The organism is Kocuria sp. cx-455 (genome assembly GCF_057707085.1).
On record NZ_JBYIPM010000004.1, the window covers coordinates 196308 to 223126 of the forward strand.

25 protein-coding genes are annotated in these 26819 nt (G+C 63.9%); 17 read left to right on the plus strand and 8 right to left on the minus strand.

Annotated features, from left to right (window positions below):
- Positions 1-4: 4 nt before the first annotated feature.
- Positions 5-439 carry a MarR family winged helix-turn-helix transcriptional regulator gene (locus tag AC3ENJ_RS07865; RefSeq protein ID WP_190780987.1) on the minus strand — a complete coding sequence of 145 codons (435 nt, stop codon included), beginning with the start codon at positions 437-439 and terminating at the stop codon, positions 5-7.
- Between the two features lie 121 nt (positions 440-560).
- Between AC3ENJ_RS07865 and AC3ENJ_RS07870 the strand changes: the two genes are divergently transcribed.
- From AC3ENJ_RS07870 to AC3ENJ_RS07890, 5 genes are all read left to right on the plus strand, one after another.
- A complete protein-coding gene (locus tag AC3ENJ_RS07870) occupies positions 561-1496 on the plus strand; it encodes an SDR family NAD(P)-dependent oxidoreductase (RefSeq protein WP_095798737.1) in 936 nt (311 codons plus the stop codon).
- Between the two features lie 38 nt (positions 1497-1534).
- On the plus strand, positions 1535-2518 hold the full coding sequence (locus AC3ENJ_RS07875) for an amidohydrolase family protein (protein ID WP_095798723.1): 984 nt from the start codon (positions 1535-1537) through the stop codon (positions 2516-2518).
- Complete coding sequence (locus AC3ENJ_RS07880; RefSeq protein WP_431813637.1) at positions 2515-3684, plus strand: acyl-CoA dehydrogenase family protein; 1170 nt, start codon at positions 2515-2517, stop codon at positions 3682-3684. The genes AC3ENJ_RS07875 and AC3ENJ_RS07880 overlap by 4 nt, the downstream gene beginning before the upstream one ends.
- Positions 3685-3748: 64 nt before the next feature.
- Positions 3749-4210 carry a MaoC family dehydratase gene (locus AC3ENJ_RS07885; protein ID WP_190806517.1) on the plus strand — a complete coding sequence of 154 codons (462 nt, stop codon included), beginning with the start codon at positions 3749-3751 and terminating at the stop codon, positions 4208-4210.
- A 266-nt stretch (positions 4211-4476) separates the two neighbouring features.
- A complete protein-coding gene (locus tag AC3ENJ_RS07890; protein ID WP_431813697.1) occupies positions 4477-5703 on the plus strand; it encodes an MFS transporter in 1227 nt (408 codons plus the stop codon).
- 49 nt (positions 5704-5752) lie between these two features.
- Here AC3ENJ_RS07890 and AC3ENJ_RS07895 read toward each other — a convergent pair whose 3' ends face one another.
- Entirely contained in the window at positions 5753-6631 is an 879-nt protein-coding gene (locus AC3ENJ_RS07895; protein WP_431813638.1) for an NAD(P)-dependent oxidoreductase, read from the minus strand.
- Between the two features lie 246 nt (positions 6632-6877).
- Between AC3ENJ_RS07895 and AC3ENJ_RS07900 the strand changes: the two genes are divergently transcribed.
- Positions 6878-8269 carry a hypothetical protein gene (locus tag AC3ENJ_RS07900; protein ID WP_431813639.1) on the plus strand — a complete coding sequence of 464 codons (1392 nt, stop codon included), beginning with the start codon at positions 6878-6880 and terminating at the stop codon, positions 8267-8269.
- A gap of 98 nt (positions 8270-8367) precedes the next feature.
- Entirely contained in the window at positions 8368-9801 is a 1434-nt protein-coding gene (locus AC3ENJ_RS07905) for an aminobutyraldehyde dehydrogenase (RefSeq protein WP_431813640.1), read from the plus strand.
- Positions 9802-9811: 10 nt separating this feature from the next.
- On the opposite strand, the gene AC3ENJ_RS07910 is transcribed toward AC3ENJ_RS07905, so the two are convergent.
- The gene (locus AC3ENJ_RS07910) at positions 9812-10537 is read right to left on the minus strand and encodes a TetR/AcrR family transcriptional regulator (RefSeq protein ID WP_431813641.1); all 726 of its coding nucleotides are present in this window, start codon (positions 10535-10537) and stop codon (positions 9812-9814) included.
- Between the two features lie 132 nt (positions 10538-10669).
- Here AC3ENJ_RS07910 and AC3ENJ_RS07915 point away from each other — a divergent pair, with 132 nt between their 5' ends.
- From AC3ENJ_RS07915 to AC3ENJ_RS07930, 4 genes are all read left to right on the plus strand, one after another.
- Positions 10670-12130, plus strand: coding sequence for a flavin monoamine oxidase family protein (locus AC3ENJ_RS07915; protein WP_431813642.1), 1461 nt, complete (start codon positions 10670-10672; stop codon positions 12128-12130).
- Complete coding sequence (locus tag AC3ENJ_RS07920; protein ID WP_431813643.1) at positions 12127-13125, plus strand: universal stress protein; 999 nt, start codon at positions 12127-12129, stop codon at positions 13123-13125. Before AC3ENJ_RS07915 ends, AC3ENJ_RS07920 begins: the two co-directional genes overlap by 4 nt.
- Positions 13125-14630, plus strand: coding sequence for an APC family permease (locus tag AC3ENJ_RS07925; RefSeq protein ID WP_190806521.1), 1506 nt, complete (start codon positions 13125-13127; stop codon positions 14628-14630). Before AC3ENJ_RS07920 ends, AC3ENJ_RS07925 begins: the two co-directional genes overlap by 1 nt.
- Positions 14631-14731: 101 nt before the next feature.
- Positions 14732-15124, plus strand: coding sequence for an RNA-binding S4 domain-containing protein (locus AC3ENJ_RS07930; protein ID WP_190780976.1), 393 nt, complete (start codon positions 14732-14734; stop codon positions 15122-15124).
- Positions 15125-15207: 83 nt separating this feature from the next.
- Here the strand turns inward: AC3ENJ_RS07930 and AC3ENJ_RS07935 are convergent, their stop codons facing one another.
- The gene (locus AC3ENJ_RS07935) at positions 15208-15975 is read right to left on the minus strand and encodes a GAP family protein (protein WP_190806522.1); all 768 of its coding nucleotides are present in this window, start codon (positions 15973-15975) and stop codon (positions 15208-15210) included.
- A 71-nt stretch (positions 15976-16046) separates the two neighbouring features.
- Here AC3ENJ_RS07935 and AC3ENJ_RS07940 point away from each other — a divergent pair, with 71 nt between their 5' ends.
- On the plus strand, positions 16047-16649 hold the full coding sequence (locus tag AC3ENJ_RS07940) for a TetR/AcrR family transcriptional regulator (protein ID WP_223841066.1): 603 nt from the start codon (positions 16047-16049) through the stop codon (positions 16647-16649).
- A 26-nt stretch (positions 16650-16675) separates the two neighbouring features.
- Here the strand turns inward: AC3ENJ_RS07940 and AC3ENJ_RS07945 are convergent, their stop codons facing one another.
- Positions 16676-17872 carry a hypothetical protein gene (locus tag AC3ENJ_RS07945; RefSeq protein ID WP_431813644.1) on the minus strand — a complete coding sequence of 399 codons (1197 nt, stop codon included), beginning with the start codon at positions 17870-17872 and terminating at the stop codon, positions 16676-16678.
- 101 nt (positions 17873-17973) lie between these two features.
- On the opposite strand from AC3ENJ_RS07945, the gene AC3ENJ_RS07950 reads away from it, so the two are divergent.
- From AC3ENJ_RS07950 to AC3ENJ_RS07965, 4 genes are all read left to right on the plus strand, one after another.
- Positions 17974-19245 carry an MFS transporter gene (locus AC3ENJ_RS07950; RefSeq protein ID WP_431813645.1) on the plus strand — a complete coding sequence of 424 codons (1272 nt, stop codon included), beginning with the start codon at positions 17974-17976 and terminating at the stop codon, positions 19243-19245.
- A 144-nt stretch (positions 19246-19389) separates the two neighbouring features.
- On the plus strand, positions 19390-20847 hold the full coding sequence (locus AC3ENJ_RS07955) for a benzaldehyde dehydrogenase (protein ID WP_431813646.1): 1458 nt from the start codon (positions 19390-19392) through the stop codon (positions 20845-20847).
- Between the two features lie 224 nt (positions 20848-21071).
- Positions 21072-21809, plus strand: coding sequence for a DUF6318 family protein (locus AC3ENJ_RS07960; protein WP_431813647.1), 738 nt, complete (start codon positions 21072-21074; stop codon positions 21807-21809).
- Positions 21773-22921 carry a hypothetical protein gene (locus AC3ENJ_RS07965; RefSeq protein WP_431813648.1) on the plus strand — a complete coding sequence of 383 codons (1149 nt, stop codon included), beginning with the start codon at positions 21773-21775 and terminating at the stop codon, positions 22919-22921. The genes AC3ENJ_RS07960 and AC3ENJ_RS07965 overlap by 37 nt, the downstream gene beginning before the upstream one ends.
- A gap of 175 nt (positions 22922-23096) precedes the next feature.
- On the opposite strand, the gene AC3ENJ_RS07970 is transcribed toward AC3ENJ_RS07965, so the two are convergent.
- Genes AC3ENJ_RS07970 through AC3ENJ_RS07980 form a run of 3 tightly spaced genes read right to left on the minus strand, consistent with a single transcriptional unit; the run spans position 23097 to position 26167 of the window.
- Positions 23097-24602, minus strand: a complete 1506-nt coding sequence (locus AC3ENJ_RS07970; RefSeq protein WP_431813649.1) for a tripartite tricarboxylate transporter permease — start codon at positions 24600-24602, stop codon at positions 23097-23099.
- Positions 24603-25169, minus strand: a complete 567-nt coding sequence (locus AC3ENJ_RS07975; RefSeq protein ID WP_308495772.1) for a tripartite tricarboxylate transporter TctB family protein — start codon at positions 25167-25169, stop codon at positions 24603-24605.
- On the minus strand, positions 25166-26167 hold the full coding sequence (locus AC3ENJ_RS07980; RefSeq protein WP_190806527.1) for a tripartite tricarboxylate transporter substrate binding protein: 1002 nt from the start codon (positions 26165-26167) through the stop codon (positions 25166-25168). The genes AC3ENJ_RS07975 and AC3ENJ_RS07980 overlap by 4 nt, the downstream gene beginning before the upstream one ends.
- A gap of 197 nt (positions 26168-26364) precedes the next feature.
- On the opposite strand from AC3ENJ_RS07980, the gene AC3ENJ_RS07985 reads away from it, so the two are divergent.
- Positions 26365-26715, plus strand: a complete 351-nt coding sequence (locus tag AC3ENJ_RS07985; RefSeq protein WP_190806528.1) for a universal stress protein — start codon at positions 26365-26367, stop codon at positions 26713-26715.
- Positions 26716-26819 lie beyond the last annotated feature (104 nt).

Genomic DNA, 26819 nt, shown 5'->3' on the forward strand with positions numbered 1-26819 from the left:
ACACTCAGTCCAGTGAGATCTTCCGGAGCATATCCAGCAGGCTGGCGCGTTCCTCGGCAGAGAGGTTCGAGAGCGTGCAGTTCGATGATGCCTCCACGGCGACCTTCGCCTCCTGATAGAGCTTCTGCCCCTGCGCCGTGGGCACGATGATTTTGGAACGGCGGTCGCTGGGGTCGGTCTCACGGTGGACCAGGTCCCGCTTCTCCAGGGCATCCACGATCAGGACGATCTGGCTGGGATCCAGCACCAGGTGGTAGCTCAACTCGCGCTGCGTGGGGTGCTTCTTTCCGCAGACCAGGGACAGCACCGAGTAGTGGCGCACCTTCAAGCCCAGATTTGCCAGGGACCGGTTGGCCGTGGCCGAGCCCAATGAACTGGCGCGCGCCATGAGAAACACGGGCTCTTGCGAAAGATCGGATTCCCTCAGTGTGTGCGGCATACGTCAATCGTACCGGCAAAACGCTAAGTAATGGAGAATATTGATCATTGACATCATCAACGAAATACGATGCGATGGACACAGCACATTGTGAACCGCAGCACTGAATTTGGGAGCAGACATGACTCAGTCACCACTGGCCGGCAAGGTCGCCATCGTCACCGGGTCGGGCCAAGGCCTGGGCCTGGCCTACGCCCAGGAACTCGCTCGGCAGGGCGCGTCCGTCGTGATCAATGACGTCAACCAGGACACCGCGGACGCCGCCGTGGAATCCATCGTGGCCGAGGGCGGTAAGGCCGTGGCCGTCGTCGCCCCCGTGGGTGACACCGAGGCCGCAACCGCGCTGGTCAACGGCGCTGTGGATGCCTTCGGTCGCCTGGACATCCTGGTCAACAACGCCGGCGTGCTGCGCGACAAGTCACTGCTGAAGATGACCGACGAGGATTTCGATCTGGTCATCAAGGTTCACCTGCGCGGCACCTTCACCTGCGTGCGCGAAACCTACCGCTACTTCAAGGAGAACGGCGTGGCCGGGCGCATCATTGCGATCGGTTCGCCCACCGGCCAGTACGGCAACTTCGGCCAGACCAACTACGCGGCCGCCAAGGCGGGCATCGTGGGCATGGTCCGCACTTTCGCCCTGGAGATGAAGAAGGCCGGCGTCACCGCCAATGCCGTGATCCCCGTGGCCGCCACCGCCATGACCAAGACCATCCCGTTCTTCCAGAAAGCCGTGGAGGCCGATGAGCGCGGCGAGGCCATGCCTTCCTTCTTCCGACACGACCTGGGCTTCGGCACCGCCGCTGACGTTGCAGGCTTGATCACCTGGTTGGCTTCCGACGACGCCGCTGACGTCACCGGCCAGGCCATTGGTGCCGGTGGCGACCGCCTCCAGTTGTTCAGCCACCCGACTCCGCTGGTCACCGAGTACCGGGAGGGCGGCTGGAGCTACGAAGCCCTGGCCGAGCAGGCCCACGGTTTGTTCGAGGGAAAGCTGCAGACCTGCGGCGAGATGATGCCCCCGCTGCCCGAGGAACTTCAGCCCGCGCAGGGCTGAACCGCGGTCCGGACCGGTTGAACTGAAGGGAAATCACCATGCGTTATGAATTCGGTGCAGAGCTCGCCCAGCGCGACGGCATTGACGTGCACGTGCACATCGAGTGCTCGGACCACGGCCACGCGTCACTGCCCCAGGCCCTGACGGACGCGTCTGCCAAGTACTTCAAGGCGGAGGATCGCTCCCCGTCGCTGGACACCATTGCCGAGCGTTACCGCGAGTGGAATCTGGCCGCGGTCGTATTCACCGTGGACGCCACCACCGCACTGGGTCACGAGCCCAACTCGATCGAAGAAATCGCGGAAGGCGCAGCGCGCAACAACGACGTGCTGATTCCGTTCGGTTCCGTGGACCCGCTCCAGGTTCCGAAGGCCGTGGAACGCGCCCGGCAGTTGGTCGAGGAGTTCGGGGTCAAGGGTTTCAAGTTCCACCCGTCCCTGCAGGGCTTCGACCCCTCGGACGAGAAGTACTATCCGATCTACGAGGCCATCCAGGAGCTTGGCGTTCCGGCACTGTTCCACACCGGCCAGAACGGTATGGGTGCCGGCCTTCCGGGTGGTTACGGCATCAAGCTGGGCTACTCCAACCCGTTGCTGCTGGACTCGGTGGCCGCTGATTTCCCGAACCTGCAGGTCATCATGGCCCACCCCTCGGTGCCGTGGCAGGAGGAAGCCAACTCGATCGCCACCCACAAGGCGAATGTGTGGATCGACCTGTCCGGATGGTCGCCCAAGTACTTCCCGGAGTCCCTGGTGCGTGCCTCCAACGCGATGCTTCAGGACAAGGTGCTCTTCGGCACCGACTACCCGCTGATCACTCCGCAGAAGTGGCTGGGCGCCTTCGAGCAGCAGCGCTTCAAGGACCAGGTCAAGCCCAAGATCCTCAAGGGCAACGCCCTGCGGCTCTTCGGCCTCGGGGAACTCGAGGAAAGCTACGAACCCAGCGAGGGCGGCGTCGTCGCCGCGGCCAAGGCCTACGCCGCCGAGAAGGCGGCCCAGGCGCAGAAGGTGGAGCGGGCATGAGCCAGCTGTACCCGGACTGCGACCCGTACGGCATTGCCGACCGGTTGAGCGAGGCCGAGCGCGCGCCCATCCTGCGATTGCGCACGGTGCTCGAGAACGAGATCACGCCCCTGGTGGCCGAGTACTGGGAGAAGGGCGAGTTCCCCTATCAGATCGCGCCGTCCCTGTACGGGCTGAACCTGATGACCCCGGACGAGATCGAGGGTGCGCCGCGCTCGCTGTACCACGGGTTCCGGATCTTCGAACTGGCCCGCGCGGATGCCTCCATGGCCACGTTCTACACGGCGCAGGCGGGCCTGTTCCGCACCACGTGCCGCGTGGGAGCGTCCCCGGAGCAGTTCGCCGAGCTGGACCCCAAGATCACGAGCTTCGAGACCACCGGTGTGTTCTGCCTGACCGAACCGGATCACGGTTCGGACATTGCCGGCGGGCTGGCCACCACGGCCGAACGCCAGGGTGACGAGTGGATCCTCAACGGCGCCAAGCGCTGGATCGGTGGCGCGCTCACCGCCGATTACCTGGCCGTGTTCGCCCGCGACGTGGCCGACGGTCAGGTCAAGGCGTTCCTCGTGGACCGCGAGGCAACCGGGGTGACGCTGGAGAAGATTTACGGGAAGACCGCCCTGCGCATGATGCAGAACGCGGACATCACCCTTGAGAACGTGCGCGTTCCCGAGGCGCAGCGGCTGCAGAACTGCAACTCGTTCAAGGATGTCGCCGCCATGTTGCGCGTGATGCGCTCGGACGTCGCGTGGATCGCCACCGGCATCCAGGCCGGCGCATACGAAGCTGCGCTGCGCTACGTGCGTTCCCGCGAACAGTTCGGCAAGTCGCTGGGCAGTTTCCAGCTCGTGCAGGAGAAGCTCGCGCGCATGCTCGGCAACGTCACGGCGTCCCTGTCGATGGTCTCCGACCTCGCCGAGAAGCAGGATCGCGGCGAGTACCGGGACGAGGATTCCGCGCTCGCCAAGATGTGGATCGCACTGCGCATGCGCGAGACCGTGGCCCTGGCCCGCGAGGTGGTCGGCGGCAACGGGATCACGCTCGCGACCGACGTCGCCCGCTTCCACGCGGACGCCGAGGCCGTCTATTCCTACGAAGGCACCCACGAGATCAACGCGCTCGTGGTCGGCCGTTCCATCACCGGCAAGTCAGCTTTCGCCTGATTCGCCGACGACGCCGCTCGCACCGTTGTGCGCGTCTCTGACTCACTATTGCAAGGAGAATGTCATGACCGCCAAGACCGTAGTTTCCTTCGCCGACGTTGCCGATCTCGCCGGCAAGAACCTGGGCTTTTCCGAGTGGCGCGAGATCACCCAGGACCAGGTGAACCTCTTCGCGGACGCCACCGACGACCACCAGTGGATCCACACCGATCCGGAAAAGGCCGCATCCGGGCCGTTCGGCGCGCCGATCGCGCACGGTTTCCTGACCCTGTCGCTGCTGATCCCCATGTGGTCCGAGCTCTTCGACGTGTCCGACGTGCAGACCAAGGTCAACTACGGCCTGGACAAGGTCCGCTTCACCTCACCCGTGAAGGTGGGCTCGCGCGTGCGCATGACCGTGACCATCACGGAGGTCTCCGAGGTCAAGGGCAACGGGCTGCACCTGGTGGCCGATGCGACCATCGAGATCGAGGGCGAAGAGCGCCCCGCCGTGGTGGCGCGTTTCCTGAACCGCTTCTACAAGTAGGCGTCCTTCAGTTCTCGCGCCTCAGGGCCCGTTGGAACCCTCCGCCACACGTGAAGGCTCAGTAGAGCCCCCACGGCGTGGTGTGAAGGTTCCAACGGGCCCTGACGTGTGTTCGAGGGTTCCCGCGGAACGTGGTGTGCAGGGCCCAACTCTGAGGAATGACGCTGAAGCTGCCACCTAAGAAACGTTTAGTGGTATGCATGGCAGGAGCATCGCGAACTGCGCGGAGCTTGCCGGGAGCGGCCGCAGAGGAGCGCACAGTGCAGATGGATATCGGGGGCCAACCGACCTACCTCGATGTGCTGCGCCTGCCGCACTTTCTTCGCGTGCTCGTGCCAGCAGTCATAGGAAAGCTCTCGTTCGCGATGGTCTCGCTGGCGTTGTTGCTCTTGCTCCAGACCGCGTCTGCGGGATTCGCGATCTCCGGAGCTGTAGCCGGAGTGTTCGGTGTCTGTAACGTGGTTGTCGCGCCTCTGCGTGCGCGGCTTGTAGACAAGTACGGAGCACGCCGCGTTCTACCGTCTCAGGGGCTTGGCTATGCCATCAGCCTCGTCGGGCTTGTCATCCTCGTGGTGGGTGGTGCCGATTCAGTTTGGTGTCTTGTGCTCTTGGGCGCGGCAAGTGGCGTGTGTGCGCCCCCGCTCGGTGCCGTGGTCCGAGGGGTGTGGGTCCTGCTCTCACCAACGGGTGGGCATCGGGCTCGGGCCTACAGCCTGGATGCGGTCATCGAGGAGTTGGTCTTCATTATCGGACCATTACTCGTTGGGGGGTTGATGCTGTTGCCCAGCGGGCCCGTCATCGCGGTGATCGTAGCGGCCGCAGCTGGTCTCATTGGAACGCTTGGTGTTGCGGCTGGGCCGACCCCCGAACCGGTGGAACGTACCGCCCATGGCTTCGAGTGGCGTAACTGGGTCGGTCCTTTGCGACATGTTCGATTCTGGCCGGTACTTCTCGTGCTTGCAGCGGTCGGTTTGGTTCTAGGGGCCGCGGAACTGCTTTCCACGGTTCAGGGCCGCGCAATGGGAGACGCGGGTCCCGGCATTTTGGTCGCAGGACTTGCGGCCGGGAGTGCGGTTGGTGGGCTGGTTTACGGCTCTCGGAACTGGAAATCGTCTGCTGTGCCACGAATGGTATTTCTGGCTCTGTGCGGGCTTATTGTTCTGCTAGCGCTGGCATGGATCAGCCACTTCGGTCTGCAGCTCGCGGCTTTCGTGGTGATGGGTCTTTTCGTTTCGCCCTCACTGATTTCGGGGTATCTCGCTGCGGATGATGTTGCCCCAGCTGAAGAGCGCACCGAAGCGTCCGTCCTGATCAACACTGCAGTGAACGCCGGTGCAGCAGTGGCGATCGCACTCGGCGCAGTGTTGCTGGATGACACCGCCGTCGGCGCAGCAGCTGCTTACCTCGCGCTCGGTGGGGGAGCTCTGGTCTTTTTTGCCACTGCAACTCATGCCCTGTGCGGTCGGACGCAGGCGACATCCATGCATGGGTGATTCATGGGGGGCCTGACCGCATGGGGTGCCCGAGCTGCAGGCTGGCCCCTTAGTCCTTAGGCGTCCCGCGCTCCGCGACCCACTTCTGGAACACCACGGAATCCTGCTCGCCCAACCCCGCGTCGATGAGCTGCTGGGCGGCGTTTGCAATGGGGCCGCCCAGTACTGATTTGGTTCCGGTGGCCCGGGCTGCGTCCAAGTAGGCGGACACGTCCTTGTGCACGAAGGCCGCCTGCGCCGACACCGAGTAGTCGTGGGCCACCAGTTTGGGGGTCTTGTCGTTCATGATCACCGAGCCCGCATAGCCGCCCTGGAGCAGGTCGAGCAGTTTAGCCAGATCCAGCCCGGCACGCTCGGCCACCACGCTGGCCTCGGAGAGGGCCACGATTTCGGCCGCGCAGATCAACTGATTGCAGGCCTTGGCCACCTGCCCCGACCCCAACGGCCCCAGGTGGACGGGGCGACCGCACGAGGACAGGACCTCCGAGACCAGGCCGACGGCGGCGTCGTCGCCACCCACCATGATGGACAAGTCCCCGCGCTTCGCGCCCGCCTGCCCGCCGCTGATGGGAGCGTCCACGAATTCCACACCCGTGGTGTCCCGGTGCCAGCGGGTGATGTCCACGGGGGAGACCGTGGAGCTGACTGCCAGGATCAGGCGGTCGTGGTCGGGGTCGCGCTCGCGGGCACCCTCGACGAGTTCATCGAGCACCCCGTCAATTTCCGGGGCGCCGGGGACCAGCAGAATCACGACGTCGCACTGGCGCGCCATGTGCCGCGGCGAATCCACCGCGCGTGCCCCCTGGGCCTTGTGGAGGCTGCGATGCAGAACCACCACGTCGTGCCCGGCGTCAATGATGTGCCCGGCCATGGGCTGTCCCATGGCTCCGAGACCAATGATCCCTACGGTGTGCGGTGACGGGCTCATGTTGTGACTCCTCGCGACGGTGACGGCTGGTTCCATCATGCCGTGAAGGGCGGTGTGGGCGTCCAGGGGGCGGGATTGAATAGCCCCCCAACGTGGGGAATTTCGGAGTTCAACTTGGAGATTTTCGGACCCAAAGTTAGAGATTTTCGGGCCTCGAGAGAGCCTCCCGCGTCATCAGGGCGGCCAGCGCAGGACTGACTGGACGGCACATATGAGAATGATAATCACTTAAGATAGTGTGCTCGCATGCACACCATCGAACGCAACGCCCACGAAGGGGCTCAATCGCCCATGTCCGGATCCACCAAGGCGCGCCGTCGTGCGCTCATGACGATGGCCGCGATGGCCGTCGCCGCACTTGCCCTCACCGCGTGTGGGGCGGGCGGCCATGGGGAGGCGGGAGCGGCGTCGTCGTCCCCGAGTCCCAGTGAAACGGCGAGTGAAGCCGCCGCGAAGGAAGTCTCGAGCCTGACCCCGCGCGCCGTGGTGTCCTACGACGGCGGGTTGCTCACCGTGGACACCGAATCCGGCGAGGTTATCGATGACACGAAGCACGAGGGGTTCCTGCGGCTCAACAACGCGGGCGACGGGCGGCACGTGATGGTCAGCGACAGCGACGTGTTCCGGGTCCATGACGCCGGCCTGGACGCGCAAGAACACGGCGATCACTACCACTACCGCGAATCCGCGCCCGAGCTGACCGACGTGACCTTCGATGCCCCGCACGCCGGGCACGTGGTGGTCCACAACGGCAGGACCACGCTGTTCGGCGATGGGGACGGTTCCATCAAGACCTTCGACTCCGAGGCGCTCAAGGACGGCACACCGGAGATGACGGAAACCGCCACCGAGAATCCGCACCACGGTGTGGCGCTCGAGTTGGCCGACGGCACACTGTTCACGACCCAGGGCACCGAGGACGAGCGCACCACGGTGCAGGTGCTCAATGAGGACGGCTCGGTCAAGGCCGAAACCACGGACTGCCCGGGTGTGCACGGCGAGGCCGCTGCGGAACCAGGTAAGACCACCGACACTGTGATCGTTGGCTGCGAGAACGGGCCCGTGATTTACCGCAACTGTGAATTCCACAAGGTGTCCGTGGCGGATGCCTACTCGCGTTCGGGCAACCTGGCCGGCTCGGAAGAATCGCCGATCGTGCTGGGTGACTACAAGGTGGACGAGGACGCCGAGCAGGAGCGACCCACCCGCGTCGCGCTTTTCGACACTCGCGATGATTCACATCAGCTGGTGGACCTGGGCTCGTCCTACTGGTTCCGCTCGCTGGCTCGCGGCCCCGAGGGAGAGGCTCTGGTGCTGACCTACGACGGCAAGCTCAACGTGATCGATGAGGAAACCGGCACGGTGGCCCAAAAGATCGACGTGATCGAGCCGTGGGAGGAGAAGGAGGACTGGCAGGAGGCCGGTCCCGCGGTCAGGGTGGCGGGTTCCAATGCGTACGTGACCGATGCGGAGAACAAGAAACTCCACGTGGTCGACCTGTCCGAGGGCAAGGTCGCCAAATCCATCGACCTTCCGGAAACTCCGGTGGAGATGGCCGTGGTGACGGGTAAGCCGGAGGCGCCGGTTGTGCGCGTTTCTCTTGGGGGTTCAAAAATGAACGGCGATCATTTAGAGTGATCCACACAACTTGGTGTGTCGGGCACGAGCTTCCGTGCATCACGTGACGGTGACGACACGGGCACCGTGAGACTCACTCACAAGCAGGGAGGATTTCCATGACAGAGGTGCTGCAGAACTACATCAATGGTCAGTTCGTGAAGGCTCATGGGCGGGACACCATCGACATTGTGAACCCCGTCAACGCGCAGACGGTTGCGGTGGCTCCCATCTCTGATGAGCAGGATGTCAATGCCGCATTCGAGGCAGCGGTGGCCGCGGCCAAGACCTGGCGGCGGTCCACCCCGGCCGAACGTCAGGACGCGCTGCTCAACCTCGCCGAGGGCCTCCGGGAACACCGGGACGAACTCGTGGCGGCTCAGCACCGCAACACCGGTCAGCCCAAGGAGCAGATCGGTGTGGAAGAAGTGGACACGGGCATCGATAACCTTAAGTTCTTTGCCGGCGCGGCCCGAACGCTCGAGGGCAAGGCGGCCACCGAATATATGAGCGAGCACACCTCCTACGATCGCCGTGAGCCGGTGGGCGTGGTCGCTCAGGTGACACCGTGGAACTACCCGCTGTTGATGGCCATCTGGAAGATCGGTCCGGCGCTCGCCGCGGGCAACACGATCGTGATGAAGCCCAGTGACACCACACCGGAGTCCACCTTGGTGCTGGCCAAGATCGCCGGAGAGGTTCTCCCGGCGGGTGTGCTCAACGTGGTCCTGGGTGATGGCGGAACCGGTGCGCTCCTCACCGAGCACCCCGTGCCGGCCATGGTCTCCATCACCGGATCGGTGCGCGCGGGTCAGGCCGTGGCCAAGAGCGCCGGGGCGGGGGTCAAGCGCACCCACCTGGAGCTGGGCGGTAAGGCGCCCGCGGTGGTTTTCGCGGATGCGGATCTGGAGCGCGCGGCAGAACAGCTGATCGGCTTCGGCACCTTCAACGCGGGTCAGGACTGCACCGCCGTCACCCGGATCCTGGTGCAGGACAGCGTTCACGACAAGTTCGTGGAGCTGTTGGCTGCGGAGGCCAAGAAGGTTGCGACCGGCAACGCGGACGAATCCAAGAATGACTACGGGCCGCTCAACAACAAGCGCCACTACGCGGACGTGTGCGGCAAGCTGGAGAACATCCCGGCTCACGCGACCGTCGTGACCGGTGGGAAGCCGGTTGCGGGTTCAGAAGGTTTTTTCGTGGAGCCCACGGTGATTTCGGGCGTGCACCAGGACGACGTGCTCGTTCAGGAGGAAACCTTCGGTCCCGTGCTGACCGTGCAGTCGTTCTCATCCGAGGAGGAGGCAGTGGAGCTCTCCAACGACGTCCCCTACGCTCTGGCTTCCAGCGTGTGGACCTCGGACCACGGCACGGCGATGCGCGTGAGCCGCGACTTGGACTTCGGGTGCGTGTGGGTCAACACCCACGTGCTTCTCGTCTCGGAAATGCCCCACGGCGGTTTCAAATATTCCGGCCACGGCAAGGACCTGTCCCTCTACTCGGTCGAGGAATACACGCGCGTCAAGCACGTGATGCACTCGCTCGAGGTCTGAGGGTCGCGTTCTAGTCGGCAGCGGTGCGGTCGTGCAGGGCTTGCAGAGCCAAACGGAATCCGGCCAGCAAGCTCCGCAGGCCCACATCGAAAGCGACGTCTGCCGGCGACGGCGTCCGGGGCGCCTCGGGCGCGCGGGCGGTGTTGTTCGGTACGGAACCCAGGAGGAGGTCACGGTGAGCAACGGCTGCGGAAAACACGGGGGCGATGTCACTGAGCTCGCCGGGATCAAAGATGTTCTCGGGGGCCACGGCGTCATAGGCGGAACCGAAGACCAGGGACTCGACCGCCACGATGGTATTGACCACCCAGGACTCGGGCCACCCGGCGCGAGTGAGGCCCGTGGCAACCTTCTCGTACATGCGCAGCGTGTGGGGGGAGTTGGCCACGGGCAGCACGGCCATCACGGGAATCAACGGGATGTTGCGTATGTAGACATCGCGGTAGGAGCGGGCCCATTGATCCAGGGCCACGTCCCAGGGCTCACTCTCGAAGGCGCCGCAATCGATGTCCTGGTTCACTCGGTCCTGGATGAGGATCATGATGTCCCGCTTGGAGCCCACATGGTTGTACAACGCGGATGCGGAGACCCCCAGCTGCTCAGCCAGCGCGGACATGGTCAGGGCCCGGTAACCCCGGCTTTGGATCAGGGCCACGGCCGCGGAGGCAATCTTGCGCTGGGTCAGCACGGGGCTCAAAGGCCTCCCTCGGCCGCGTGCGCGATCGTCCTGACTCACTGATCCTCCTGATACCCCGGGCTCCACACGCGGTGACCCGCGGGGATGGACAACAACAACAGTAAACATGACGTGCCGTGATGCACGACAGCAATAAATGAATTTCATTCATAAAAGCGAAAGGAACACACCGTGTCTGACCAGCGAACCGTAGGATCCCCCGAAGCAATTGAACGCGACGTCGTGATTGTCGGCGCCGGACCGGCAGGACTCATGGCGGCCCGCCGGCTGTCCCAGGCCGGCAAATCGGTGGCCGTGCTGGAGGCCCGCGACCGCGTGGGCGGCCGCACCTGGTCCAATGTGATTGACGGCGCGTTCCTGGAAATCGGCGGCCAGTGGATCTCCCCGGACCAGACCGAGTTGCTGTCCCTCGTGGAAGAGCTGGGCCTGTCGACCTTCCAGCGATATCGCGACGGCGATTCCGTGTACATCGCCCCGGACGGCACCCGTCACACCTACACCGGCCACATGTTCCCGGCCTCGGAGACCACCAAGGCCGAGATGGCCAAGCTCATCGAGCTCGTGGACGGACTCGCCGCGGACATCGGCGCCAGGCAACCGTGGGCCCACGAGAAGGCTCGCGAGCTGGACACCGTCTCCTTCCAGGACTGGCTGCGCCAGACCAGCTCGGACGAGGAAGCGTGCAACAACATCAGCATCTTCATTGCCGGTGGCATGCTGACCAAGCCTGCTCACGCGTTCTCCGCGTTGCAGGCCATCCTCATGGCCGCCTCCGCGGGTTCCTTCTCGAACCTCGTGGACGAGGACTTCATCCTGGACCGCCGTGTACTGGGTGGCATGCAGTCCGTGTCCATCACCATGGCCGACCAGCTGGGCGTGGATGACGGGACGGACGTCCTTTCCGGTTCCTCGGACGCCTCCGTGTTCCTCAACTCCCCGGTGCGCACCATCAACTGGGCCGGTGAGGGGGAGACCTATGACGAGCATGACCCCAACTACACCGTGACCGTCTTCTCGGACCGGGTCAGCGTCAAGGCCAAGGACGTGGTGGTTGCGGTTCCCCCGAACCTGTATTCGCGCATGTCCTTCGAGCCGCCGCTGCCGCGGTTCCAGCACCAGATGCACCAGCACCAGTCGCTGGGCATCGTGATCAAGATCCATGCCGTGTACGAGACTCCGTTCTGGCGTGAGAAGGGCCTGTGCGGCACCGGATTCGGTGCCTACGAGCTCGCCCAGGAGGTCTACGACAACAGCAACCACGGGGACACCCGCGGCACCCTGGTCAGCTTTGTGTCGGACGAGAAAGCCGATGAACTCTTCCGCCTGCCCGCCGAGGAGCGCAAGCGCCAGATCCTGGAATCCCTGTCCCACTACCTGGGTGAAGAAGCCAAGAACCCGGTGGTCTACTACGAGTCCGACTTCGGATCCGAGGAATGGACGCGCGGTGCGTACGCGGCCTCCTACGACCTGGGCGGCCTGTCCCGCTACGGCGCCATCCAGTCCGAACCCGTGGGTCCCATTCGGTGGGCCTGCTCGGACCTCGCCGCCGAGGGCTACCAGCACGTGGACGGCGCGCTGCGTCAGGGCGCTCTCGCGGCCTCCCACATTGTGGAAGCGCGGGATCGGGCATGAGAACTCAGGACAACGAACCCGGCGCCAAGGTGCCGAACCCCGGGATGGTGGGAGCGACGTCGCCCTCGGTGCGTTACGTGGTGGGCTACGGCGGTGACAAGCGAAGTAGAGAGGCCGTGAAACTCGCCGCGGTCATGGCCAGGGCCTTCAACGCCCAGCTGGAGATCGTGTGCGTACTGCGCGCTGACGATCCCTACCAGCAGGTGTATCCGCCCGTGGGCGATATTTCTCCCATGCTGCGCGAGCAGGCCTCGGGGTGGCTCCGGAAGGGTCTCGAGCTCGTTCCTGACGACGTCCCAGCGCGCACCCATATCCGCACCTCACCCTCGATCGCGGGCGGGCTTCTGGACGCCGTGACCGAATTCGGTGCGGGACTGATCGTGGTCGGTGCGGCGAGCGGAAAATACACGGCCAAGTTCTCCGTGGGGCCCGTGACGGACACGCTGCTGCACCGCGCCACCGTTCCCGTGGCCCTGACGCCCCGAGGTTACAAGGGGACCGAGCCCATCACCCGCATGTACGCGGGCGTCGGATTGCGACCGGGCGCCCAACGGGTCATTGACGTGGCTAAACGCGCTGTGAAACGCACCGGTCTGGACCTGGTGTTGGTGAGCTTCTTGCCACTTGATCAGATCCATGGGGAGCCGGCGCAGGCCATCGACGCCGCGCGCGAAAAGCTTCAGGAGAACGCCGCAGAAATCGGTGTCGACCACCCCGTTAGCGTGACCGTCGCTGAGGGAAAGAATCTCAGGGAGACCGTTACCAGCATGGACTGGGACACCGGTTCAGTGCTGTTCGTGGGCTCATCACGCCTCGCCGGAGATCGTCAGATCTTCTTGGGCAGCACCGCCGCACGCATTGTGCGGCACCTGCCCGTTCCCATGATTGTGCTTCCCCGCGGAGCAAATGATCCGAGTGCGCCCACTGCGGACAACCGTCACGAAGGCGGCCGCGGAATGGGCGGTGCCGGACCGGATGAAGAGGAGGTGCGCTGATGAGCGAGATGACCAGCAGCGACACCAGCAAGGGATTGAGTTCGGGTTCCGTGGGCCTGTTGGGCGCCGTGGTGATCGGTATGTCCTGCATTGCCCCCGCCTACACGCTGTCCGGAGCGCTGGGGCCCACCGCCGCGGCGGTCGGTACCCATTTGCCCGCCATTTTCCTGGTGGGTTTCATTCCGATGTTGCTCGTGGCCGTTGGCTACAGGCAGCTCAACCGGGCCATGCCCGACTCCGGGACCACGTTCACGTGGACGTCCAAGGCCTTCGGACCGTGGGTCGGATGGATGGGCGGTTGGGGGCTCCTGGCCGCCACCATCCTGGTGCTGTCCAACCTTGCGGGCATCGCCGTGGACTTCTTCTACCTGATGCTCTCGCAGCTCACCGGTAACGACTCTCTGGCTGATCTCGCGCGGAACGTGCCCGTCAACATCTTGACGTGTTTGGTCTTCATGGCCGGCGCATGTTGGATCTCGTATCGAGGGATGGAAGCCACCAAGAAGGTCCAGTACGTGCTGGTGGCCTTCCAGATCATCGTGCTCCTGTGGTTCGCGATATCCGCCTACATTCACGTGGCCAACGGCACCGCTTTCGGTGGCCTTCAGATCGAAGCCGAGTGGTTCAATCCGTTCGGGGTGCCATCGTTCTCCGCCTTTGCCGCCGGGGTCTCCCTGTCCGTGTTCATTTACTGGGGCTGGGACGTGGTGCTGACCATTAACGAGGAAACAACCGGTTCGTCCACCACTCCGGGCAAAGCCGCGTTGGCCACGATTTTCTCCATCGTGGTGCTGTACATGGTCATCGGGCTGGCGGTTCTAAGCTTCGCCGGACTGTCCGATCAGGGGATCGGCCTCAACAACGCTGAAATCCAAGAAAACGTGTTCGCGGCGCTGGCGGGGCCCGTCATGGGGCCCTTGGCAATCCTGCTGTCGTTGGCGGTGCTGTCATCCTCCGCGGCCTCCTTGCAGTCGACCTTCGTGTCCCCGGCTCGCACTTTGTTGGCAATGGGTTACTACGGGGCCCTGCCCAAGTCGTTCGCCCGGATCAACCCGCGGTTCCAGTCCCCGGGTTTCGCGACCGTGGCGGCGGCCGTGATCTCATCCTTGTTCTACACATTCATGCGGATCGTCAGTGAGGATGTCCTGTGGGACACCATTACGGCGCTGGGAATGATGGTGTGCTTCTACTACGGGGTCACCGCCCTGGCATGTGTGTGGTACTTCCGCCGCTCGTGGTTCCGGTCCACCAAGAGTTTCTTCACCAATCTCGTGGCCCCGCTGCTGGGTGGTGTGCTGCTGCTGGTCTTCTTCGTGCAGACATCGGTGGATTCCATGGACCCTGACTACGGGTCAGGCTCCCAGATCGGTGGAGTGGGGCTCGTCTTCATCCTAGGGGCGGGAATTCTGGTACTCGGGTTGGTGGTGATGTTCACGCAGTACCTGCGCAACCGTTCGTTCTTCCGCCAGCGTTTTGAAACCACTGAACTGCCCGTGGTGGAATAGGTCCTTCTCGCGGTCCATGCCGGGGTAACGGGCGCCGAATTTGCCGTGGCCACGCGTGCCCCGAATTTTCCGCCCCGCGGCGCCCCGAGTAGCGTGGGAGCATGCCCGCGAATGCCAATGAACCAACCAGCGTGCGCCTGGACGTATGGTTGTGGTCGGTGCGTCTGTTCAAGACTCGATCCGCTGCAACCACCGCGTGCCGGGCCGGTCACGTGCGGCTCAATGCGGCGCCCGTGAAGGCGGCGCAGCCCGTGCGCGTGGGGGATCGAGTCACGGTGCGGCGTCCCGGGTGGCAGCAGGAATTTCAGGTCACCACGTTGATCGTCAAGCGCGTGGGTGCCCCGGTGGCGGCGCAGTGCTACATCGATCATTCGCCGCCACGGCCGGCCGAACTCAGTGTTCCCGTGGGGCGCCGTGACCGCGGTGCCGGTAGGCCCACCAAGAAGGATCGCCGCGAGATGGAACGACTGCGCGGTCTGGACGGTTCGCGCTAGTCCGTCAGGGTAAGCCACGAACGCCCGTGCGGAGACCGGGAACCGAGTTCGACCCAACGTGCTGAGCAGCGACACCGGCCCAGCTACATCGACTGCAGCATCCCGAAGGCGTTGATGGCCAGCAGCACACCCACAATGCCGATGATCCACGACGTGGTGGACTGGGCGTTCTTCGTGAGCCAGCGGTCCAGCGCGGACAGCGGGCGCTCCAGCGCATTGCGGGCTACCAATCGTCCGAGAGTCAGGATCAACGCCGGCGCAATCATCACCAGGCAGTACCCTGCAAGCAAAACCAGTGAAATCGTCAGGCTCGGGCTTGTCGACGAGATGATGCCGATGCCCGCCAGGTACGGAACCATGGTGGCCACCTCGAGCGAGACCCCCACTAGGGCCAGACCCATGAGCGCAGCCAGGGATCCGGCACCGGCGCGAGTGTCGGCGGGAGCGCCGTCGGCACCCAGGATTCGGCCGCGCCAGCGCGAGACTCGGCCCCCGGTCGACGACGCCGCCTCGCCGGCCGCCGCGCGTTCGGCGGCCATGCGCTTGGCCCGCTTAGTGCCCGGGTCCATCAGGTAGCTCAGGGTGACCAGGCCGATTCCCAGCACTAATTGAATGATGTACGCGGTGCGAGATTCCAGGGCATCCCCGAAGGTGTCGAGGAAGGCCGTGGCGCCCAGCATGACAACCACGCCGATCACAAAATACGCGGCCATCACCGTGGCCAGGTAGACGAGCAAGCGGCTTGTCCTCAGGCGACCGGGCGCCATGAGTAGCCAGATCGGGATGAGCAGTGTTCCGAAGCTGGTGGAATCGACTAGGGCGAGAACCGCAAGAATTCCGAGAGTCTCCATGGGGGGCCTTCCGTGTTGAACTAGCACGGGCGTGCCAGATCAAACTAGCACAACCGTGCTAGTTTTGAGTTATGCCATCCAGAATTGACCGTGAAGCGCGCAAGGCCGAACTTGCAGAGGCCGCGTGGCGGGTGATTCTCAGGTCGGGTGTTTCTGCGGTGTCCGTGCGAACGGTGGCGGAAGAAGCGGACCTGGCGGTGGGGTCATTGCGGCACGTGTTTCCCACCCGCACCGAGCTGCTCGTATATTCCGCGGAACTTATGATGGAGCGGGTGTACGAACGCATCGTGAATCTTCCCCGGCACGGCAGCACTGAAGATTACGTTCTCGAGGTGGTCAAGAACCTGGTGCCCTTCACCGAGCAGACCCGGGCGGAAATGGACGTCAATGTTGCTTTGATTGCCGAGGCAACCGCGGTGCCCGAACTTAAGACTTTGCGGGATGCCGCCCACGACCAGTTGGCCTCCGCGTGTATTCGATTGGCTGCCCTGCTTCGCGAAGAAGACCCGGAGGCCCCCGGCCCAGAAGCAACGCGGAGGGGCCGGCGACTTCACGCCCTCACGGATGGCCTTGCGCTGCATCTCATGCACCGGGACGCGTCCGAGGACAAGGACCGCGCCGTCGAGACCCTCAGGGATGAAATCCGGAATATCTCCGGCGGAGGGGAACGCTGAACGTGTTCGCAGCGCGCCACGGCGGGTCACCGGTCGTTCGCGGACCCGTTGCGTTTGCCCTTCCAGCGCGTCATGGCGTAACTGAGCAACGACGGCGCTTCCTCCGGTTCCTTGGTATTTGCGTTCCGCAGCCTGTCCTGGCGCATGCGCTGGTGCTCATCCAGGTACTGCTCGTAGCGGCGCTGTTGTTGGCGTTGCTGTTCCTGTTCGGATGCACCGCCCAGGTCGTCGCTGTCCGGGTGGCGTTCCACGGAGGTGATCGTGTGAGGTGGCTGGTCATCCGGGGAGCGGCGATTGCGCTGGCGCCGTTCCATGACCAGGCGTTCACGCTCGGCGCGCTCGGCCAGCCTGCGCTGGGACGCGCTCACCCTCTTGGGGTGCGAGTAGTTGTCCCGGATCCGTTCGATGACCGGCAGCTCATCCGTGGTCTCGTACGCGACCTGCTCGTCATGGGCGCGGTAGGTGGGCGGAGCGTCGTCGTACGCCGCGCGCTGCCGGGGGATCGGCTGGGTGGTTTCGCTCTCGCGCAGCTCGGTGACCGCGGGGAGGGGGCCGGTGTCCGCATCGTCCGCGCGGGTGGGAACCCAGTCGGCCTCGGAAAAGGCCTGGTAGCTGCTGAAGCCGCGCCAGAGTTTCCAGGCCAGGTACGCCACGCCCAGCAGGATGACCGTGGCCGGGGCGCCGTAGCCAATCGCATAGTAGACGGTGGCGACCACCAGCAGAACCAAACCCAACCCCACCGGCGCGAGCGCCATGGGCGTTTGTACCGGCAGCGCGCCGAGCAGGGTGCGGGTGTACCGGTTGGTCGCGTCCGAACCGTGCAGTGCGTGGGCGCGGATCTTCACGCCGGGCGGGGTGGTGTCGGTGAGCTTGTGGACAACTACCGGGGGTTCGTCCGGTTGGGATGCATTGCGGACGACGTCGCGCGCTCGCCCCGCCGCCAGAGCCGCCCTGTTCGACGCCGTGGCGCCCGCCAGCACCAAATAGCCGCCCATGGACAGCAGCACCCCGGGAAGTAGGACGGCGATGGCCAGGGCCAGAACGCGCCAGATCCAGGGAACGCCGGCGGCCGGGAAGTTCTCGAACTGCAGCACCCCGTGGGTGAACCACAGGATCACGCCCCCGATCAGCAGACCCGTGATGCCGTTGATCATGGCGAACACGCGCAACCGAGGCCAGCCGCGCGCCGAACGAGCGGCCCAGCGTTGTTCGCGTGTGCGCATGAGAACTCCTGATGTCCCGGGGAAGTGGGCTCCTTTCAGGGTAAATGGTTCCGGCCGTTCCGGCGGTGCCGTGCCCTGGATTGTGGGCCTAGGATCGACCAGTGCCCCGTTTACTGCTCGACATCACCCCGCTGCGTGAATCCCCGGCGTTCCGCCGCCTGTGGATCGGCTCCACCATGTCCATGCTGGGGAATCAGTTCACGGTCGTGGCGATCAGCCTGGAGGTCTTCGAGCTCACGCGCTCCACGTTCGCCGTGGGCATGGTGGGTGTTGCCGCACTGGTGCCGCTGATCATCGCGGGGTTGTACGGCGGCTCCATGGGGGATGCCCACAACCGCCGAACCGTGGGGCTGTGGACCACATTCGGACTCTTCGCGGTCACGGTCGCGCTGGCCGCGCACTCGTGGGCGCAGATTTCATCCCTGACCGTGCTGTACACCCTGGTGGCCCTGCATTCGTTTGCGCAGGGGCTCAACCAGCCCGTGCGAGGGGCGATCGTTCCCCGGCTGGTGCCCGTGAAACAGTTGCCCGCAGCCAATGCGCTGTACCAACTGACCATGGGTTCCACACTCATGGTGGGGCCGTTACTGGGTGCATTGACCGTGGCCGGGCTGGGTTTCCAGTGGGCTTACACCGTGGATGCCCTGACTTTCATGGCCAGTCTGTGGGCCATGTACCGGTTGCCGTCCCTTCCGCCGGACGGAGTCGCCTCCCGCGCTGGGTTCCGTTCCGTGATCGAGGGCTTCCGGTTCCTGGCCACCCGGCCCAATCTGCGCATGACGTTCCTGCTGGACATGGCCGCAATGTTCTTCGCGATGCCGCGCGCCCTTTTCCCGGTGCTGGGGGCCACGGTGTTGGGCGGCGATCAGTTCACGGTGGGGTTGCTGACAGCGGCGCTCGCGGCCGGTTCCGTGTTGGCGGGGTTGCTGTCCGGGCCGCTGGTGCGGTTGCATCGGCACGGCAAGGCGTGCGCGATGGCGGTGGCCGGTTGGGCCGTGTGCATTATGGCGTTCGGTGGTGTGATTCTGCTGGCCTCCGCAGGTTGGGGACGCGAGACCGTGTGGCCGCTGGCGGCGTCGTGCGCCGTGCTGGTGGCGGCGGGCGCCATGGATGCGATCTCCATGCTGTTCCGCACCACCATCCTCCAAGCCGCCACACCGGACGCGCTGCGGGGTCGGTTGCAGGGCATCTTCATTGTGGTGGTGGCCGGCGGCCCGCGCCTGGGTGACGCGTTCATGGGCACCGCGGGGCAGTTCGCTGGCCCCGGTCTGGCCGCCGTGGTGGGTGCAGTCGTGTGTCTGGTGCTCGTGGTCGTCCTGGTGCGGAAGTTCCCCGCGTTCAACCGCTACGACGCACGCGATCCGCAACCGTAGGGATGACTCCAGTGTGAGTTTCAAGGTGCGCAGTGGCAGCCTCTTGAGCCGAATTCATGTCTTGTACGTCACAATGGAAAAGAAATCGGGTGCTGTGCAGGGCCTTGCGCACGGCGCACATCGATCCACCAGAAGGAGCGAACAATGGCAATCCTTGAGGACACCCGCTGGCACGGGAAGCTCTACATCAATGGGTGGCGTGACGGGTCCGGCGAGCCGATCTCCGTTCAAAATCCCGCTTCGGAAGAGGTTCTGGCCACGGTTGGTTCCGCATCCCCGGCCGATGTCTACGACGCCGCTCGGCAGGCTTCCGAAGCGCAGGTCGCCTGGGCCGGGCTCAAACCTACCGAACGCGCAGCGGTCCTGCGCAAGGCGGGCCAGCTGTTCGAGGAGAACGCGGACGAGATCATCGACTGGGTGGTGCGCGAGACCGGGGCGATCCAGCCCAAGGCGGGGATGGAAGCAAACGTGGCAGCGCAGGAGTGCTACGAGGCATCCGCACTGCCCACGCACCCTTCCGGCGAGGTCTTGGCCTCCGATCAGCCGCACTGGTCCTTTGCCCGGCGCGTGCCCGCGGGGGTGGTGTCGGTGATTTCACCGTTCAATTTCCCCTTGATCCTGTCCATCCGTTCCGTGGCCCCGGCGTTGGCTCTGGGGAACGCGGTGTTGTTGAAGCCGGATCCTCGCACGCCCATTAGCGGTGGGGTGCTGATCTCCCGAATCTTCGAGGAGGCGGGGCTGCCCCAGGGAGTCCTGCAGGTCTTGCCGGGCGGCGGCGATGCGGGCGCGGCCGCGGTGGATGCACCCGAGGTGCGGATCGTGTCCTTCACCGGGTCGACCGAGGCGGGCCGCCATGTGGGGGCCGCCGGTGCCAAGCACTTGAAGCGAACACACTTGGAGCTGGGCGGCAACAACGCCATGGTGGTGCTGCCCTCTGCCGATCTGGACTTGGCGGCGAGCGTGGGTTCCATGGGATCGTTCTTCCACCAGGGCCAGGTATGCATGACCACGGGCCGGCACATCGTGCACGAGGATGTGTACGAGTCTTATGTGGCCAAGTTGGCGGAGCGCGCGGGCGCGCTGGCGGTGGGCGATCCGTCCGAGGGGCAGGTTCACCTGGGGCCGATCATCGACGAGAAGCAATTGAAGTCCGTGGATTCCAAGGTCCAGGATTCGGTCATCGCGGGTGCTTCCATCCGCGCGGGCGCCACGCATGACGGCCTGTTCTACCGACCCACGGTTCTCGCGGATCTCTCCGTGGACATGCCGGCGTGGAATGAGGAGATCTTCGGCCCGGTGGCACCGGTCATCAAGGTGTCCTCCGTTGATGAGGCCGTGAACCTGGCGAACAATTCGTGGTATGCGCTGTCGTTGTCGATCATTGGTGACGTGGGTGAGGCGCTCAAGGTCGCGGACCGGATTACCGCGGGCAAGATCCACATCAATGAGATGACCGTGATGGACGAGGCCACCGCCCCCATGGGAGGCATGAAGGCCTCCGGGACGGGCGCTCGTTTCGGTGGTGCGGCCGCGAACATCGAGGCGTTCACCGAGAGCCAGTGGGTCACGATCAGCCCCGATATTCCCCAGTACCCGTTCTGAGGCTACTGACCAGTACAGCAAGGTGACCGTGCAACAAACGGTCACCTTGCTGTTTCAGTAAGACACAACGACCGTATCTGGCCAGTAGTTATGCATTTGCATTGAAGAGTTTTCCACAGGATTTTGCTTGCGGTGGATTGTGCCAAACGAAATTTCGTAAGCTCGAATGGCTGCCGCATGACGGTGGTGGCCGCGAGCTTCATTGAGTTAGAGGGGACTATCCAATGGGGGATGCGCTGAAGCGTAGTAAGTTCGCGGCGAGCCTGGCCGCGCTGGCGTTGGGGCTGACGCTGGCCGGCTGCGGCGACACTAACAACCCCGGGTCGGAGGGTACGGCCACGACTGTCGACGGTAGTTCATCTCCCAGCACCGGTGAGACCGGCGCGGAGTCATCCGATTCGCCAGCCTCGACACCGGATCCGTCCGCCAGCGGCGACTGGTGGCCCGAGCAGCCGGACAAGATGGCTACCGGCCAAGAATTCCCAGATGACTATGAACCTGCCAGCCTTGAGCACCCCGCCCGCAATGTGCCCAAACCGGTAATGCCGGAAGAAGCTAAGCAGGAGACCGAGGCGGGGGCGCAGGCGTTTTTGGATTACCGCACGGACGCAGTCTGGTACGCGTTCCAGACGGGGGACACGCAATTTGCACGAGAAGTGACGTCGGAGCACTGTGAGAAGTGTCTCGACGAGTTGGATCGTATAGACGCAATCTATGGGTCGGGTGACTGGTTAGCGGGGGGACTTGAGAGGGCGAAAATCCTTGGAGGGGCATTTTCGCAGGGCGCTGACGGTATCTATTCGCTTCCGGTGCAGCTGGATAGTTCGGGGGTAAAGGTATTCGAAGAGGGCGAATTGACATCTCAGCAGCGTCCATATTCGACAGACTCGGAATTCAACGGGAACCTTATTTTCAAGGATAAAAAGTGGAAATACGTAACCGCATCCCCACGGTCTTCTTGAATCTTCCCGTGTACTTTGTGTGCGGTGTAATCGCCTTTTTTGCATTAATTCATGGGTTTTGGATAGCTGAACCTGCCCAGGCAGATGAAGCCGCTGTTGAGGGTGGATGGGGGTGGGTGACTCAGACACCCGCTCAAGAGAACATCAGAGCAGAGGCTAAAGGTAAGTTCACGGACCTGTCGGTCAATTGGGACCGTGAGACAAGCGGTGGTCCGGCCGGGATCTCTGTATCGCTTGGTGAGCAGCATCCTGGAGGCGTTATTGGCCGCGATGCCGACACCGCCTGGGATCCGGATGAAGATCCCGCCTATCAAAAGGCCTTGCGGCAGGAGTTGATGAGCGACGATGACTCGATCTTCTTCGACCCCACCAAGATGGATGCGGCGCTGAATCGAACCACTTATAGCCTGCAAGACCCATGCGCCGGAGAAGATGGCGATGCTTTCGATGACTGTCGTCAAGCACAAGAGTGCACGGTCGATGGTGGCGGTGAAGGCGTCAACATGGACGTGGTTGTCGGCCAAGCGGGGGAAGAAGGCCGTGCATCGCGCGGAACCCAGATGTGCGTGGCCAATGCTGATGCGGCAGAAGCAGATGACGAGGGTGTTATCCCGCTTCCCGTATTCACCCTGCAGGATTTCCAACGTCTGAACGTGGCCCCTGCTGTCTCTACCGTTGAACCGGCGCCGGACACTCTCAAGAACATGAACACCAATGTGTTCGCCGTTGCGGGTGCCCAGGTGTTCCAAACTGAACTGGGTGGTTTCCCAGTTGCGGTGCGGGCGTATCCCACGCAGTACTCCTGGAACTATGGTGATGGGGCCATCCTTGGTCCCACGCCTCTGACGGGTGTTCCATTGGCGGAGGGCGATTGGGACATCCCCACGGACACGTCGCACGTCTATGCGGAAACCGGCGACTACAGCGTCACGTTGACCACCTACTTTTACGGCGAATACAACGTGGCGGGCACCGGCTGGCAGCCGGTTGCTGGCTTCAATGAGGTGGCTTCCGCTCCCGTTCCGATCAGCGTGTGGAAAGCCACTGTCCGAAACGTTGCCGATGACTGCAACGAGAACCCCCGCAGCTTTGGCTGTCCCGGAACTAACTGAACCACGGAAGTTTGGTTCCTGCCGACCCCGATGAAGCCAGATGTGAGGAAACTGCAGCCCTCAAGACTGGTGTGAGGGAAGGGTCCAAAATGGAGCAAGTTTGGACATTTCCATCACTTGAGACTTGGTGGCTGCAGTTTCCTCACATGAGGCCGCGTGCCCGCGAGGGAACCTCCTACGTATCCCGCTTGGTCCGGCTGGTGATCTTGCTCCGCAGGGTCACCAGCAGCACGATCGCCAGCAAGCCGTAGAGCGTCAGGGCAATCGGGCCCTGCACGAGTACGGAGGCATCGCCGTCGGCGCTGATGAGGGCATCGCGCAGGCTCGTCTCAGCCAACGGCCCCAGCACCATGCCGATGATGAGCGGCGCCAGCGGATAATCATGCATACGCATCAAGAAGCCGACAATGCCCACACCCAGTAGGAGAAGCAGGTCGAACGACGAGCCGGACGTCGCATAGATGCCCAGTCCACAGAACACCGTGATGCCGGCGTACAGGTAATGGCGTGGAATGAGCAGGAGCTTTGCCCACACCATGGCGAACGGCAGGTTGATGATCAGCAGCACGATCATCGCGATGAAGAAGCTCGCCAGCAGCGCCCACACCAAATCCGGGGCGCGTTCGAACAACAGCGGGCCCGGTTGCAGGCCGTACTGACGGAACGCCGCGAGCATGATGGCCGCGGTCGCGGAGATCGGTAGGCCCAGAGCCAGCAGGGCGCCCATGGCCATGCCGGTTGTGGAGTTACCGGCGGCCTCGGGCGCCGCCAAGCCTCGGATGGCGCCCTTACCGAACTGCGGGTCATGACGACGTCGATCCAACTTGCGTTCCGCGCCGTAGGCCAAGAACGTGGGGATCTCGGAACCACCGGCGGGGACCACTCCGAAGGGGAGGCCGATGGCCGTGCCGCGCGCCCAAGCAGGTGCGGCTTCGCGGAGCTCTTTCTTGCTCAACCACGGGCGGCCCTTGGACCGGATCATCTGGCCCTCACGTTGGAAACGCGCAATGGTCGCGAAGTAGATGACCTCGCCCAGAGCCAGCACCGCCACGGTCACGGTGACCAGCGAGATGCCATCGAAGAGGAACGGGGAGTCCATGGTGAAACGGGGGATACCCGTGACGCCGTCAATACCCACCACCGCGATACCCAGACCGAATGCCAGAGCCAGCAAACCCTTGACCGCAGAATCCGTCACCACGGACGACGTGGCCATGAACGCGAACAGTGCCAGGGCAAAGAACTCCGCGGGCCCGAACTGCGTGGAGAATTCCGCGAGGAACGGCGCCAGGAAAACCACCACGCCGGAGGCAATGAAACCACCCACGAAAGCGCCGATGGCCGCGGTGGCCAGTGCCTGTGGAGCGCGCCCGTCCAGGGCCATCTTGTGACCTTCGAAGGTTGAAGCAATGGCGGACGCCTGCCCCGGGGTGTTCATCAGAATGCCCATGGTGGAGTCACCGAACAAGCCTCCGAAGTACACGCCGGAGAACATGATGAACGCGGCCGTGGGTTCCAGGGCGAAGGTCACGGGCAGAAGGAGTGCCACGGCCATGGATGAGCCCAGACCGGGCATGACGCCCACGGCGGTGCCCAGAAAACACCCCAGGACCACCCAGAACAAGTTCTGCCAGGTGAGGGCTCCAGCGAAGCCCTCCATCAGTAAGGACAAAGTCTCCATTTAGAAGCCACCCCCGAGAATTCCAGAGGGCAGCGAGAGCCCCAGTGCCATGTCGAACGCGATGTACGCAACGGAGCTGACCGTCAATCCGATGATCAATGAGACCAAGGGCCGCTTGGACCCGAATCCGCGGGCCACGCACCAGAACAACAGCGCCGCTCCAAGGATCCACCCCAGAAACTCCAGAAGCAGGGAGAAGGCTAAGAACCCGCCGATGACCCAGATGAGCGAACGCCACGAAAAGATGGCGGGAGCGGCGTCGTCGGTGTCGCCCAACGTGCCGCTGGACCAGTGACGAACAACGGTGATGATCTGCACGACCACCAGGACGTAAATGACGCCCGTGATGATGGCCGGGAAGAAGCGCGGGCCGGGGAAGTCCACGGAATCCGGGACGTCCATCACCAGCATGCCCACGAGCAGATACGTGGCGAACGCGGCGAACACCACTGGCATGACGAGGGCGCGAAGTAGAGCGCCGGCGGAGCGTGGACTGCCGCCGGAGGAAGGGGCGGCGTCCGTCCAGGGCGCGGGCGCCGAGGAATCCGAAACCGATGCGTGACTCACAGTCCCAACTCCTTGTACAGGGCGGTGATTCGCTCGGTCTCGTCCGTGATGAACTGCGTGAGCGCGTCGCCGGTGATCACATTCTCGTTCCAGTTGTAGCGCTTGATGGCTTCGCCCCATTCGGGAGTGGCGATCGTTTCCAGCACGATGTTCTCCAGCTCTTGTTTTTCGTCATCGGTGATGCCGCCGGGAGCCATCAGGATGCGCCAGTTGGCCAGAGTCACGTCGTAGCCCTGTTCGACGGTGGTCGGAATGTCGACGCCCTCCACGGGTTCCTCCGCCACGATCGCGAGCGCGCGGAGCCTGCCGGACTCGATCTGGTCAATGGAATCCGGGTAACCGCTGGCCGCCGCGGCCACGGTGCCGTTGAGCAGCGCCTGCGTGGACTCGCCGCCGCCGTCCGAGGACACGTAAATCATGTCCGCCGGTTTGATGCCGCCGGTAATGGCCATTTCGGTGACCACCAGCTGGTCGAAAGAGCCGCCGCCGGTCCACGGGACATTGCCGGGGTTCTGCGACCAGGCCCTCAAGAGGTCGTCAAGGGTCTTGTAGGGGGAGTCGGCGGGAACCACGATCACGTCGTACTCCTCGACCGTGACGGCCAGGGGGCTGACGTCGTCGTACTTAGTGGCGGAATCGTACTGAATGGTTGCGGCCAGCTGGCCGGTGCCGCCGACCATCAAGTTGTTCGCGTCGCCGTCCAGAACGGACAGGTTCCCCAACGCGATGGTTCCGCCAGCGCCCGGCATGTTGACCACCTGCGTGTTGTTGATGATGCTGTTCGCCCGCTGTGCCTGCTGCATTTCGCGGGCAACGGTGTCCCAGCCGCCGCCGGCCGCGGCCGGGGCAATGATGGTCATGCTCGAACGAAGGTTGTTACCTCCGGAGGCGGACGTGATGGATCCGGTGACGGCGGTTCCAATGGCACCAGCCGCGATCAGCCCACCGATCCCGTACGTGATGAACTGCCGACGGTTCGGCGGACGTTTCTCGACCAAACGGGTCTCCTGAATTAAATGCACTGGTGGCGAGCGGACTGGCGGCCTGGGACCGACCGAAAGATTGTGACCTAGAGTACACATAAGCTCATCTGAGAAAGTAATCAATCACAGAAGTCGCGCATAATTTGGGTAACAACAAGTCGTGCCGCTCAATGAGTTGCCCCAGCCCGTAGACCGAGGAGAAGTTTCCAGAAATGACCATCATCCTTGCCAGCGCAGACACCCCCGCCGGGCACGCCGCCCGAAACTTCGCCATTGACGAAGCCCGACGCCGCGGCGCGGACCTCATTGTGTTTCCCGTGGACGGTTCCACCCCGGACATCTCCGGCTTCGGCTATGACCGCGTCACCCTGGAAAACGCAGACGGCCGCAGCAAGGACGCCGTGGGGGACCTCATCGACGCCACCAACCGCTCCGAGGTCGAGGCCGTGGTCGTGGGTGTGAAGCGACGCAGCCCCGCGGGCAAGATCTTCCTGGGCTCCTCCGCCCAGCAGATCATCCTGGAGGCCGCCGTCCCGGTGATCTCCGTCAAACCCGCCACCTGACCTTCAACGTGATCGGCGGGGAGGCCAATCACATGTGAGGAAACTGCACCCCCGAAGTCTCATGTGATGCAAATGTCCGACATTGAGCCGAATTCTGCATCTCC

Bases quoted from the DNA above. Each gene is read 5' to 3' on its own strand.
- AC3ENJ_RS07865 (WP_190780987.1), bottom strand. From the start codon at position 439: ATGCCGCACACACTGAGGGAATCCGATCTTTCGCAAGAGCCCGTGTTT.
- AC3ENJ_RS07870 (WP_095798737.1), top strand. From the start codon at position 561: ATGACTCAGTCACCACTGGCCGGCAAGGTCGCCATCGTCACCGGGTCG.
- AC3ENJ_RS07875 (WP_095798723.1), top strand. From the start codon at position 1,535: ATGCGTTATGAATTCGGTGCAGAGCTCGCCCAGCGCGACGGCATTGAC.
- AC3ENJ_RS07880 (WP_431813637.1), top strand. From the start codon at position 2,515: ATGAGCCAGCTGTACCCGGACTGCGACCCGTACGGCATTGCCGACCGG.
- AC3ENJ_RS07885 (WP_190806517.1), top strand. From the start codon at position 3,749: ATGACCGCCAAGACCGTAGTTTCCTTCGCCGACGTTGCCGATCTCGCC.
- AC3ENJ_RS07890 (WP_431813697.1), top strand. From the start codon at position 4,477: ATGGATATCGGGGGCCAACCGACCTACCTCGATGTGCTGCGCCTGCCG.
- AC3ENJ_RS07895 (WP_431813638.1), bottom strand. From the start codon at position 6,631: ATGAGCCCGTCACCGCACACCGTAGGGATCATTGGTCTCGGAGCCATG.
- AC3ENJ_RS07900 (WP_431813639.1), top strand. From the start codon at position 6,878: ATGCACACCATCGAACGCAACGCCCACGAAGGGGCTCAATCGCCCATG.
- AC3ENJ_RS07905 (WP_431813640.1), top strand. From the start codon at position 8,368: ATGACAGAGGTGCTGCAGAACTACATCAATGGTCAGTTCGTGAAGGCT.
- AC3ENJ_RS07920 (WP_431813643.1), top strand. From the start codon at position 12,127: ATGAGAACTCAGGACAACGAACCCGGCGCCAAGGTGCCGAACCCCGGG.
- AC3ENJ_RS07925 (WP_190806521.1), top strand. From the start codon at position 13,125: ATGAGCGAGATGACCAGCAGCGACACCAGCAAGGGATTGAGTTCGGGT.
- AC3ENJ_RS07930 (WP_190780976.1), top strand. From the start codon at position 14,732: ATGCCCGCGAATGCCAATGAACCAACCAGCGTGCGCCTGGACGTATGG.
- AC3ENJ_RS07935 (WP_190806522.1), bottom strand. From the start codon at position 15,975: ATGGAGACTCTCGGAATTCTTGCGGTTCTCGCCCTAGTCGATTCCACC.
- AC3ENJ_RS07940 (WP_223841066.1), top strand. From the start codon at position 16,047: ATGCCATCCAGAATTGACCGTGAAGCGCGCAAGGCCGAACTTGCAGAG.
- AC3ENJ_RS07945 (WP_431813644.1), bottom strand. From the start codon at position 17,872: ATGCGCACACGCGAACAACGCTGGGCCGCTCGTTCGGCGCGCGGCTGG.
- AC3ENJ_RS07955 (WP_431813646.1), top strand. From the start codon at position 19,390: ATGGCAATCCTTGAGGACACCCGCTGGCACGGGAAGCTCTACATCAAT.
- AC3ENJ_RS07960 (WP_431813647.1), top strand. From the start codon at position 21,072: ATGGGGGATGCGCTGAAGCGTAGTAAGTTCGCGGCGAGCCTGGCCGCG.
- AC3ENJ_RS07970 (WP_431813649.1), bottom strand. From the start codon at position 24,602: ATGGAGACTTTGTCCTTACTGATGGAGGGCTTCGCTGGAGCCCTCACC.
- AC3ENJ_RS07985 (WP_190806528.1), top strand. From the start codon at position 26,365: ATGACCATCATCCTTGCCAGCGCAGACACCCCCGCCGGGCACGCCGCC.